Below are 11,588 nucleotides of genomic sequence, written 5' to 3'. Positions count from 1 at the left end.
GAAGCCTGGTCCCACGGCGTCACCATCGACTGGCCCACCCTCCTGAAGCCCTACCACGCCCACACCGTCGAACTGCCCCCCTACCCCTTCCAACGCCGGCACTACTGGCTCACACCCGAACCCGCCGTCCCGCAGACCGCGCCACGCCCGGTGGAACAACCTGTCGAGCCGACAGGCCTGCTGGGCGTACGACTGCCGTCGACGCCGCTCGCGCAGGCGCAGTTCGCCCCGCGGCTCGACCCCGTGGCGCATCCCAGTCTCGGCGACTTCGTGGTGGGCGGGCGGCCGGTGGTCAGCGCCGGGGTGTTCGTGGAGTCGCTGATCGAGGCGGTCGTCGAGCTCTCCGGTCCGGGACCGGTGTCCGTGGAGGACCTGGAGCTGCCCGTCGACCTGGTGCTCGAACCGGTCGGCGAGGACCGCTCGCCGGTTGCCGTACGCACCGCCCAACTCGTCGTGGACGACGAACGGTTCCGCTACTACGCGCAGGACCGGGCCGGCGGTTGGCAGTTGCACGCGCAGGGCCGGGCCCGGTCGGGCGCGTCGACCGCCCCCACCGTGACGCTCGCACCGGTCGGGTCGGGCCGCGAGCTGACCGGCGACGAGCTGTACCGGTCGCTGTGGCAGCGCGCCCTCTATCTGGGCTCCGCCGCCCGCTGGGTGGAGCGGATCATGATCAACCGGGGCGAGGCCACCGCCGAGATCCGGCCCGCCGTGCCCGGCGAGACGGAGCCCTACCTGATACACCCCGGGCTGGTCGACGCGATGTTCCAGACCGCGCTGGCCTGCTTCCCCGCGGACGGCCCGGCCCTCGTGCCGGTCGGTCTCGACCGCTTCGTCCACTACCACCGCGGCGGCTCCCAGGACGGGCTGCGATGTCACGCCGAACTGTTCGACGGCGGCACCCGGGCGCGCATCCGGCTCGTCGGCGCACACGGCCGGCTGGTCGCCGAGGCCGACGGGGTACGCTTCGCCCCCGCCCCGACCCGGCCCGCGGCGGATCCCGCGGCCGTACAGGTCCCCGCGGCCGAGCACGTGCCCGCGGCCGTACACACACCCGCGGCGGCCCCCGCACAGCACCGGCCTGCCGCGGTCCCGGCGACACCCCCCGTGACGCCCGAGGCGACACGGGCCCTCGTGATCCGGACCGTCGCCCGGGCGCTGGGCACCACGGCGGCCCGGCTCGACGCCCAGCAGTCGTTGCAGGCGCTCGGCCTGGACTCACTGATCGCGATGAAGATCCGGACGACGCTGAACCGGGAGTTCGACGTCCTGCTGCCGATGACGGCGTTCCTCGACGGCCGCAGCACCGACGACATCGCCGAGGACATACTCGCCGCCCTCGGCGCCGGAACCGGAGCGGAGACCCCGCAGGCCGACGGCGGAGCCACCGCGGCGCCCGGGGACGACGCGGAGCGCTACGAGCCGTTCGGCCTGACCGACCTCCAGCAGGCGTACCTCGTGGGCCGCGGCGACGCGTTCGAACTCGGCAACACCTCCACCTACTTCCAGACCGAGATCGACCTGGAGAACGTGGACCTGGACCGGCTCGGCACGTCCTTCCGGGCGATGATCGAACGCCACGACATGCTGCGGGCGGTCTTCACCGCCGAGGGCGAGCAGCGCGTACAGCGCGATGTCCCGGCCTACGTGATCCGTGAGACCGACGTTTCCTCCCTGGCCCCGGCCGAGCGCGAAGCCGCACTGGCCGCCGTCCGCGAGGAGATGCGGCACCAGGTCTTCGACACCACCCGCTGGCCGCTGTTCGACGTGCGGGTGACCCGGATCGACGACCGGGTGATACGGCTGCACACCGGCTTCGACGCCCTGATCATCGACGGTTTCAGCACGTCGATCCTGTTCAGGGAGTGGGCCGCGCACTACCGCGGTGAGACGCTGCCCGAACTGCGGCTGCGCTACCGGGACTACGTCCAGCAGGCCCGCGCCCTGGAGGGCGGACCCGAGTACGAGCGGGCGCTCGCCTACTGGCGGGACCGGCTCGACACCCTGCCGCCCGCACCCCAGCTGCCGCTGGCCGTCAGCCCGTCGAGCCTGGACCGGCCGGTGTTCGACCACCGCGGCGCGACCCTGTCGAAGGAGGACTGGGCCCGGTTCAAGGAGCACGCGGCGGCAGCCGGGGTCAGCGCCTCCGCGGCCCTGTGCACCGCGTACTCGCAGGTGATCGCGGAGTGGAGCGCCACTCCCGACTTCTCGCTGAACCTGCTGTTCTTCAACCGGCTGCCGCTGCACCCGCAGGTCGGCGACATCATCGGCAACTTCTCCACCACCCTGATGCTGGAGATCCGGGACTCGGCCGGCGACGCGTTCGCCACCCGCGCCGCCGAGGTCCAGCGCCAGCTGTGGAGCGACATGGAGCACAGCCAGGTCAGCGGTGTGCGGGTGCTCAGGGAACTGAACCGGGCCCGCGGCGCCTCCGTGCGGGCCGCCGCGCCGGTCGTCTTCACCAGTCTGGTGAACCTCACGGGTCAGCAGGACACCGAGCAGCGCGGAGTCGTGCAGTACCTGGCCGGGATCGGTGAGAACGGCCGTCAGGTGAGCAGCTCGGTCCGCACCCCGCAGGTATGGCTGGATCACCAGGCGGTCGAGGAGGCCGGTGAACTCGTCCTGAACTGGGACGTGATCGAGGAGCTGTTCCCGGCGGGCTGCATCGACGCCATGTTCGCCGCCTATCTGCGGATGCTGCACGACCTGTCCCGCGACCCGGCCGCCTGGCAGCGGCCCAGGCCCGTCCTCACACCGGCCGCCGACCTGGACGTGCGGGCCGCGGCCAATGCCACCGACGGGCCCGTGCCCGACGGGCTCCTGCACGACGCGGTCCTCGCCCGGGCCGCAGCCACGCCCGACGCGCCCGCGGTCATCTCGCAGGCGCTGACCCTGACGTACGCGGACCTCGACCGCAGGTCCAACCAGGTGGGGCACCGGCTGCTCGCTCAAGGAGCCGGCCCCGGCGACCTGGTGGCGATCGTCATGGACAAGGGCTGGGAGCAGGTCGTCGCGGCCCTCGGCATCCTGCGGGCCGGGGCGGCGTACGTCCCGATCGACGCCCGGGTGCCCGCCGAGCGGCTGCGCGTGCTGCTGGACAGCGCCGGGATCAGCCGTGTCGTCACCCAGCCGTGGGTGGACGACACGACCGACTGGCCGCAGGGCGTGGTCAGGACCGTGGTGCGGGCCGACGACGAGGGCGAGGAGCGCCCGCTCGGCCCGTCCGGCGCCAAGCCCACCGACCTCGCCTATGTGATCTTCACCTCGGGCTCCACCGGGCTGCCCAAGGGCGTGATGATCGAGCACGGCGCGGCCCTGAACACGGTGGTCGACGTCAACGAGCGCTACCGCGTCACCGCGGCGGACCGGGCCCTCGGACTGTCCGCGATGCACTTCGACCTGTCGGTCTACGACGTCTTCGGACTGCTGTCGGTGGGCGGCGCCCTCGTCCTGCCCGAACCGGCCGCGCACCGCGAACCCGCCCGCTGGGCGGAACTCGTCACCGAGCACGGGGTGACCATCTGGAACAGCGTGCCCGCGCTGATGGAGATGTTCACCGAGCACGCCCTCGCGAACCGGCTCACCGGGCTGCCGCTGCGGTTGGTCATGATGAGCGGGGACTGGATCCCGGTGACGCTGCCCGGCCGGATCCGGCTGCTGCTCCCGGACGCCGAGCTGTGGAGCCTCGGCGGCGCCACCGAGGCGTCGATCTGGTCGATCCTGCACCCCATCGGGGAGGTCCAGGACGACCGGGTGAGCATTCCCTACGGCAAGGCGATGCGGAACCAGCGCTTCTACGTGCTCGACAGCGCGATGCGGCCCTGCCCCGTGTGGGTGCCGGGCGACCTCTACATCGCCGGGATCGGTCTGGCCCGCGGCTACCTGAACGACGAGGCCAAGACCCGCGCCGCCTTCCTGCACCACCCGGTCACCGGTGAACGCCTCTACCGCACCGGCGACCTGGGACGCTTCCTGCCGGACGGCACGATCGAATTCCTCGGCCGGCAGGACTTCCAGGTCAAGATCCAGGGCTACCGCATCGAACTGGGCGAGGTGGAAGCCTCCCTCACCCAGTGCGAGGGGGTACGGGCCGCCGCGGTCGTCGCGGCGGGCGAACAGCACGGGCCCAAGCGGCTGATCGCCTACGTCGTCCTCGACGACGGGCGCGACGACACCGAGCAGCAGCTCACCGAGGCACTGCGCCAGGTGGTCCCGCAGCACATGGTGCCGCAGCGCATCCTCGTCCTGGACGAACTGCCGCTCAGCGACAACGGAAAGGTCGACCGGGCGGCACTGCCCGCACCCGACGAGGTCGCGGTCGAAGGCACCGGCTTCGTCGCGCCCCGCGACGACGTGGAACGCCGGCTCGCGGAGATATGGGCGGAGTTCTTCGGCGTGACCGGGATCGGGGTGACCGCGAGCTTCTTCGAACTCGGCGGGGACTCGCTGCTCGCGGTGCGGCTGATGGCCAGGATCGCCCGCGGTCTGGGCCGCAGCCTGCCGCTGTCCAGCCTCTTCGCCCGGCCGACCATCGAACTGCTCGCCCAGGCGGTCCGGGAAGCCGACAGCGGCGAGGACCGCCGCAGGGCGCTGGTACCGGTCCGCACCACCGGCTCGCGGACCCCGCTGGTGTTCGTCCACCCGGTCGGCGGCGACGTGCTCTGCTACGCCGAACTCGCGGAACTCCTCGGCGACGACCAGCCGTTCTACGCGCTCCAGCTGCCGGACACGGAACTGCTCAGCGTCGAGGACATGGCCGCCCACTACGCCGCGGCGGTCCGCGAGGCGCTGCCCGACGGCCCGTACCGGCTCGGCGGCTGGTCGATGGGCGGGGTGATCGCCCTGGAGATGGCGGCCCAGCTCACCGCGGCGGGCGCCGAGGTGGACCTGCTGGCCGTGATCGACCTGATGGAGCGGCCCGGACCGGCGGAGGGCGCGCCCGTCTCCGACGAGGTGCTGCTGTCCTGGTTCGCCCGGGACCTGGCGGGTCTGGCCGGAGTGGACTGGGAGCTGCCGCCCGAGGCGTTCGACGGCCGCCCGCCGGTGCAGGTGCTGCACACCGAGGCCCGTGCCGCGGGCGCGTTGTCCGACGACATCGACCTCGACACGCTGAGCCGCATCGTCGGCCGGTTCCGCAACAACTACCGGGCCCTCCTGCGCTACGCGCCCAGCAGCTTCGCCGGGCGGGTGGTGTCGCTGCGGGCCGCGGACGGCGGCGCGACGGTCGAGACCGCGTCCCGCTGGATGGAGTACTTCCCCGGTGACGCCACCCTCGTCGACGTACCCGGCGACCACTACACGGTGATGCGCGGCGAGCGGCTGCGCGTCCTGGCCGGTGAGCTGCGCCGGGCCCTCGGCACCAACTGATCCGAACCGGCCGGGCCGCTTCTGCGGCGGCCCGGCCGGCACACCCCGGACCGGTCCCGCGGGGTCCAGGTCCAAGAAGTGAGGACATCCGGTATGCGAATCGATCAGGCCGATCCGAAACGGCGGCCGACCAGCTTCATCCCCGCCGAGGAGCGGACCAGGGCCGCCGGCCACCGGCCGGCGCCGACCGGCGTCGGCGCCGGAGCGAGCCGATGAGCGCGTTGCCGGCCACCGTGCCGGTCGCCGTCGTCGGAGCGGGCCAGTCCGGACTCGCCGTCGGGTACTACCTGCGGCAGGCCGGCATACGCTGTGTGCTGCTCGACGCGGGGAGCGAGGTCGGCGAGACCTGGCAGCGGCGCTGGGACTCGCTGACACTGTTCACGTCCGCGCAGTTCTCCGGGCTGCCGGGGCTGCCCTTCCCCGGCCACGGTGCGCGCTACCCCGGCAAGGACGAGGTCGTGGCGTATCTGCGCGACTACGCCGAGCGGTTCGGCCTCCCCGTGCTGACCGACCACCGGGTGCTGTCGCTGCGCAGGGACGGTGACGGCTATCTGCTGACCACCGCGCACGGCGACTGCCGGGCCGACCAGGTCGTGATCGCGACCGGCGCGTTCGGCGCCCCCCGGGTTCCGGAGTTCGCCGCCGGGCTGAGTCCGGACGTGCCCGCCCTGCACACCAGCGACTACCGCGACCCCTCCCAGGTGCCGCCGGGCACCGTGGTGATCGTCGGCGACGGCAACTCCGGCCGGCAGATAGCCGTGGAGCTGGCCAAGACCCACAGCGTGGTGCTCAGTTGCAGCGACACCGTCTCGCCGCCCTTGCCGCAGACCGTCCTCGGACGGGACATGTTCTGGTGGATGAGCGTCCTCGGTGTGATGAGCCTGCCGGTGAACATGCAGGCACCCGACCCGATCGTCGGCGACCGGGTGCCCGGGCTTGTCGCGGAGGGCCGGATCCGGACGGTGGGCCGGGTCGTCGCGGCCGAGGGCGCCGAGCTGCTGATCGCGGACGGCGAGCGCGTCAAGCCGTCCACGGTGATCTGGGCGACCGGCTACCGCACCGACTGGGGCTGGCTCGACCCGGAGATGCTCGACGACGCCGGGCAGCCCCGGCACACCGAGGGGGTGGGGGCCCTGCCCGGCAGCTACTACCTGGGCCTGTACCGGATGCGCACCCGCGGCTCGGCGCTGATCGGCTTCGTCGGCCGGGACGCCGAACGCGTCGCGGCAGCGATCACCGCCACCGCCCACGGCACCACGACCGCTTCTCCCACGGCAGAAGGCGAGCCGTCATGACCAGCGTCACCTCCAAGGAACTCGAGGTACTGGGCGCACTGCTGGCGTTCGACTTCATCGGGTTCGCGCAGAAGTCCTCCGCCCTCGACCCCACCGACCCGTGCTACGGGCAGGCGGTCGGCGCCGCCTTCGGGCTCGCGGCCCGTCGCCGCTTCCCGCAGGGCGCGACGCCGCAGGAGATCAGCGATTACGTCGCGGACGTCCTCGGCTCGCTGGAGGCCGGCGCGGAGGACTTCGACCCGGCGTTCCTCGAACGCCTGGTCGCCGACGGCCTGGACGGGGGCACGGCGCCCGGCGGTGACCATCTCGATCCCGAGACGACGATCCAGGCCCGGCTGGTGCTGATTCTCCGGCTGGTCCGGGAGCTGGGCCTCGGCCCCGACCAGCAGCGGGAGTTGCTGGCCGAGGCGGCGCACCGGATGGCGGCCTGAGGCGTACGGGAGGCGGCGCTCCGGGCGATCCGGGGCGCCGCACCGCCGTTCACTCCTGAGGCGGCCCTGACTCCGTGGGCACCTGCGCGCCGGAGTCGCGGGGGAGCCAGACGTCCAGCGCCCCTTCCGCGTACAACGTCCGCACCGACCGCTTGTCGTACTTTCCGACACTGGTTTTGGGCACCGCGTCCACGAACGACCATCGCTCCGGTATCCACCAGCGGGCCACCCGCCCGGCCAGGAACTCCCGCAGCTCGTCCCCGCCGGTCTCAGCGCCCGGCACCAACGACACGCAGGCCAGCGGGCGTTCCTCCCAGCGCGGGTCGGGCACACCGACCACGACCGCCTCCAGCACCGCGGGGTGCTCGGTGATCGCGTTCTCCAGCTCGATGGTGGAGATCCACTCGCCGCCGCTCTTGATGCCGTCCTTGAGCCGGTCACTGACCACCACCCAGCCACCCGGCTCGATCACTCCCAGGTCGCCGGTGCGCAGCCAGCCGTCGTGGAACTTCTCCGGGGACTCCTCGGTGTTGAAGTACGACCCGGTGACCCACGGCCCGCGCAGCTCCAGTTCGCCCACCGAGGTCCCGTCCCACGGCTGCTCGCTGCCGTCCTCCGCGATCACCCGCACCTCGACGTAGGGCATCACCCGGCCGCTCTTGGCCAGCCAGCCGACCTCGTCCTCGTCCGGGGTGCCGTGCGGAGGGACCGCGAAGGTGGCCAGGGGGCTGGTCTCGGTCAGTCCCCAGCCCTGCTTCAGACGGACCCCGTAGCGGTCCTTGAGCTGCTGGAGGAGGGCACGCGGCGGGGTCGCGCCGCCGCAGCCCGCGAGCCGTACGCTGCTCAGGTCCAGCGGGTGCTGCTCGCCGTGGTGCACCAGGCTGTTCCAGATCGTGCAGATCGCCGCCACCGCGGTGGGCCGCTCCTCGTTGATGATCCGGGCCAGGTCCGGGGTGTGCAGCAGCCGCCCGTTCATGATCAGGTCGGAGCCCGCCAGCCAGGCGGCATACGGCCAGCCCCAGGCGTTGGCGTGGAACATCGGCACGATCGGCAGGACGCGGTCGCCGTCGTGCATCGCGAAACCGGCGCTGGCCGAGACGCCGAGCGTGTGCAGGGAGATCGAGCGGTGGCTGTAGGCCACGCCCTTGGGGTTGCCGGTGGTGCCGGTCGTGTAGCAGAGCGCCGCCGCTTCCCGCTCGTCCAGGTCGGGCCAGACGAAGCCGGGCCGCTCGGCCGCCAGCAACTCGTCCCAGCGGTGCACGGTGATGTGCCCGGGCAGGTCCACCTCCGGCGCGCCGCCGATGACCACCACGTGCCGTACGCTGCCCAGCCGGTCCCGCAGGGGTGCGAGCATGTCCAGCAGGGTCGCGTCGACCAGGAGGAAGGCGTCCTCGGCGTGCTCGACGATGTACCCCAGCTGGTCGTGGTGGAGCCGCAGGTTGAGGGTGTGCAGTACCGCGCCCATGCTCGGTACGGCGAGATACGCCACCAGGTGCTCGGGAGTGTTCCAGGCCAGCGTGGCGACCCGCTCACCGGGCTGCACGCCCAGTCGGGCCAGTGCCGCGGCCAGTTGCTCGGCCTGGCCGGCGATGTCGGCGAAGGACTGTGAGGACCGTGCGGCCGGCCCGTCGGCGCATCGCACCACCCGGCTGTCCCCGTAGACGCGTTGCCCGTGCGCGAGGATGTCGCGGACCAGCAGCTCACGGTCCTGCATCGTGCTCTTCATGGTGCGGCCCCCTGGAGGTGCGCAGTCAGAAGGTGCCCCCGGCGTCGAACGGCGGCTGCCACGCGTGCAGGAACGCAGTCTTCGGGGGCTTCGGAAGCGGCGGCCCCGCTCCCCGTTCCGCGCCCGGGCCCACGAAGGCCGGAACACCGGGGGCGGGAAAGGAGCGGGGACGCCCACGCGCAATGCCGGCCCCGGCGGCGGAGTCGGCTCCGGCGGCGGGTGACGGCACCACGCCGTCACCCGCCGCCGCCTGACCATCGGTCAGGATCAGCCCAGGTACTTGATCTCTCCCATCAGTCTGCAGGAGACGTTGTCGTGGTCCAGCAGGTTGACCCAGGCGTTCATCTTGCCGCTGCCGGTCGCGAACTGGTACTCGCCGGTGCCGCCAGTGATCTTGAACGTGCCGGTCGGGTAGACGCGGGTGTCCCCCGTCATCGGCGCGGTGAGCTGGTAGCTGACGTTGAGCTCGTCGCCGTCGCTCTCCGTGATCGTCGCCGTTCCCTTGATGTCGTACTTGCCGGGGACGGTCACGGTGCACGCCTCCTCGTCCTGCGTCCAGGTGCCGCTGTCGATCGGTTTGCCGGTGGCGGTCCCCGTCCCGATCACCTCGAAACCACCACAGCCCTCGGCGTCCGGGTGCGTGGTCGCGACCACCGCGTACTGCGCGGTGACATCGAACGTGGGCTCGTACCCATCGGCGCGAACGGCCGTGCGGTCGGTCTCAGCGGCGAATGCGGTGCCGGCCGCACTGCCGACGATCAGTAACGCCGCGGTCGCCGCACCTGCTGCGCGCGCCGACCAACGGTGGGCAAGTCCTGTCATGTTCTCCCCCGTACTTGTGTTGGTGTTGCCCAACGAGGCCCATGCGAAGGCCTGTTGAGGAAAGTCTCCCCGATCGGTGACCCTTCCGTCCAGGCATTCGGCCTATTTTCGTATTTTCAGTTCGGGTACTAGGACTTATTATTCGCTCACGCGAATGCGCCTCTCGTGCGCATGGCGGCGCACTGACGGGTCCCGGAGGGAACACGACCGGAGGGGCCCCCGGAGGTTCCCTGATGGGCGAAGTCGGGGGGAAGTGCCGCGGCTGTCCTCGGTCGCGGGCCGAACGGTGGGACCCGGGCCCTCCGCACCCGCACCGGTGAGAAGCGCGTCACGGATCCACGGCCGGACCGGCCGGTGACGCCGCCTCCCCCCGGGAGCCACCCGCTCCGTCGCCTCGCCGGCGGCGCCGACGGCAACCGGACGCAGCCGGGAAGCCGCCGGGTCAGCACGGGTCCCGCCACACCCCCAGCTCCGGCTTCTTCCGCATGGACGACAGCTTCAGCTCGCGGGAGGCGGCGCAGAACTCGCCGGTCGGCTCCGCGTACTCCACGTGGAAGACCGCCTTGCCGGCCTCGATGAACGGGATGAGATCGGCGCACTCGCCGTACTGCGCGCACTCCTCGTTGACGGCGAAGTCGAAGTCGTCCACGAGCTGCGGGATCTGCGGCAGGTCGTTCTTGAGGCCCACCGACAGACCGCGTTCGTGCGCGATGTCCGCGATCATGCGGTTGTAGCGGAGCTGGTCGGCGGCGGTGAGCGGGAACCCGGTGTCATGGCCGTAGCCCTCCACCAGGTCCGGCTCCACCGCGTCGAAGCCCTTGTCCCGGCACATGTCGAACCGCCGCTCCATGATCGGCCTCAGCACGGGGATCCGGCGGATGTCCAGCCAGCGCTCGCCCTGCCAGCCGTTGGGCCGGCCGAGGACGGAGCGCGGGAACGCGTCCCGGTCGGGCCGGAAGTCCTCCCGGGCGCCGACGTTGATGTAGCAGATCACCTTGCGGCCCTCGCGGTGGAGGCGGGCCACGTCCGCCGCGGTGTTCTCGAAGCCGTCGATGTCGTAGACGGGCACCTCGGCCGACGGGTCGACCCTGCCGTCGAGCTGCCACTGCCAGGCGAGCCCGGGGCGCGGGCGCCACAGTTCCTCGCCGGGGGTGTGCGAGGTGCGGGCCGGACCGGGCCGGGCGTCCGTGTCCTTGCCGTCGCCCGGACCGGAGCACCCGGTCAGGACCGCGGCGGCCAGCACGGCCAGGAGGGGCGCGTACGGCGGGGGCGTCCCTCTCATCCCCGCCCCTCGGACGTGGTCATGGTCAACGCCGGGGTCAACCCGGCCCACGGGTTGGGCAGGTCGCCCGTCACGGGGCCGCATACCCCCGCACCGCGGTCCTGCGCGGTACGTACGGCCAGGGGCACGAGTGCTGCGGGCACGCCGTAGACGAGGTGGCAGAGCCGTTCCGGTGGGTGCCGCTCCGCCCGGGCGGAGCGGCTGAACGCGGAGACGTACGTGGACCAGTGGCCTTCGAAGGTGACGGTCAGGTCGGCGAGGCGGACGTAGCCGGGCGCCGGTTCCACGCCCGGGTTGAGCACCACGGTCCGCGCACCGGTCCGGCGGAGGGACCGGACCAGCTTCCTGCAGCCCGGCAGACCGTCCGGCCCCGCGGTCACCCGGTCCAGGAAGCAGCCGTCGACCGCGTACCACTCCCTGTGCCGGCGCGCGTCGGTGGTGACCGCGGACGGGTCCCGTGCGCCGTAGTCGGTGTCGACGTAGCCGAGCAGCCGGGCGCCCGCCGCCCGCAGCGCGTCCGCGGCCGCCGCGAAGGCCCGGTCCGGGGCGGTTCCGGGGCCGCTCGCGGGGTTGAGCACGACCGCGTGGGTGCGGGCGGCGGCCGTGACGAGCCGGTGCCAGGCGCCGGGGTCCTCGGCCGGGTGGACGTACAGGGGGATCAGCAG

At 72.4% G+C, this 11,588-nt stretch carries 7 protein-coding genes; 3 read left to right on the top strand and 4 right to left on the bottom strand.

The window, feature by feature from the left end; genetic code table 11:
* The 3 genes from RIM90_RS07720 to RIM90_RS07710 form a co-directional block, all read left to right on the top strand.
* A partial coding sequence (locus RIM90_RS07720) for a non-ribosomal peptide synthetase (protein WP_309059827.1) occupies positions 1–5,367 on the top strand: 5,367 nt, incomplete at its 5' end.
* 212 nt (positions 5,368–5,579) lie between these two features.
* Positions 5,580–6,662: an NAD(P)/FAD-dependent oxidoreductase gene (locus tag RIM90_RS07715; RefSeq protein WP_309059826.1), complete on the top strand. Its 1,083-nt coding sequence runs from the start codon at positions 5,580–5,582 to the stop codon at positions 6,660–6,662.
* Positions 6,659–7,093, top strand: a complete 435-nt coding sequence (locus tag RIM90_RS07710) for a hypothetical protein (RefSeq protein WP_309059825.1) — start codon at positions 6,659–6,661, stop codon at positions 7,091–7,093. Before RIM90_RS07715 ends, RIM90_RS07710 begins: the two co-directional genes overlap by 4 nt.
* 49 nt (positions 7,094–7,142) lie before the next feature.
* Here the strand turns inward: RIM90_RS07710 and RIM90_RS07705 are convergent, their stop codons facing one another.
* The 4 genes from RIM90_RS07705 to RIM90_RS07690 form a co-directional block, all read right to left on the bottom strand.
* A complete protein-coding gene (locus RIM90_RS07705) occupies positions 7,143–8,819 on the bottom strand; it encodes a long-chain fatty acid--CoA ligase (RefSeq protein WP_309059824.1) in 1,677 nt (558 codons plus the stop codon).
* A gap of 267 nt (positions 8,820–9,086) precedes the next feature.
* Positions 9,087–9,641 carry a hypothetical protein gene (locus RIM90_RS07700; protein WP_309059823.1) on the bottom strand — a complete coding sequence of 185 codons (555 nt, stop codon included), beginning with the start codon at positions 9,639–9,641 and terminating at the stop codon, positions 9,087–9,089.
* Between the two features lie 442 nt (positions 9,642–10,083).
* A complete protein-coding gene (locus RIM90_RS07695) occupies positions 10,084–10,923 on the bottom strand; it encodes an endo alpha-1,4 polygalactosaminidase (protein ID WP_309059822.1) in 840 nt (279 codons plus the stop codon).
* Positions 10,920–11,588, bottom strand: a 669-nt coding sequence (locus RIM90_RS07690) for a spherulation-specific family 4 protein (protein ID WP_309059821.1), incomplete at its 5' end; no start/stop codon positions are given. The genes RIM90_RS07695 and RIM90_RS07690, both read right to left, overlap by 4 nt.

Origin of the sequence: Streptomyces sp. (genome assembly GCF_031181555.1) — a bacterium.
Taxonomy (GTDB): domain Bacteria; phylum Actinomycetota; class Actinomycetes; order Streptomycetales; family Streptomycetaceae; genus Streptomyces; species Streptomyces fimbriatus.
Note: the sequence above shows the minus strand (reverse complement) of the source record. Positions and strands in the feature narration are given on the sequence as shown.

Coding starts and splice junctions, on each gene's coding strand:
- RIM90_RS07700 (WP_309059823.1), bottom strand. CDS start 9,641: ATGACAGGACTTGCCCACCGTTGGTCGGCGCGCGCAGCAGGTGCGGCG.
- RIM90_RS07705 (WP_309059824.1), bottom strand. CDS start 8,819: ATGAAGAGCACGATGCAGGACCGTGAGCTGCTGGTCCGCGACATCCTC.
- RIM90_RS07695 (WP_309059822.1), bottom strand. CDS start 10,923: ATGAGAGGGACGCCCCCGCCGTACGCGCCCCTCCTGGCCGTGCTGGCC.
- RIM90_RS07715 (WP_309059826.1), top strand. CDS start 5,580: ATGAGCGCGTTGCCGGCCACCGTGCCGGTCGCCGTCGTCGGAGCGGGC.
- RIM90_RS07710 (WP_309059825.1), top strand. CDS start 6,659: ATGACCAGCGTCACCTCCAAGGAACTCGAGGTACTGGGCGCACTGCTG.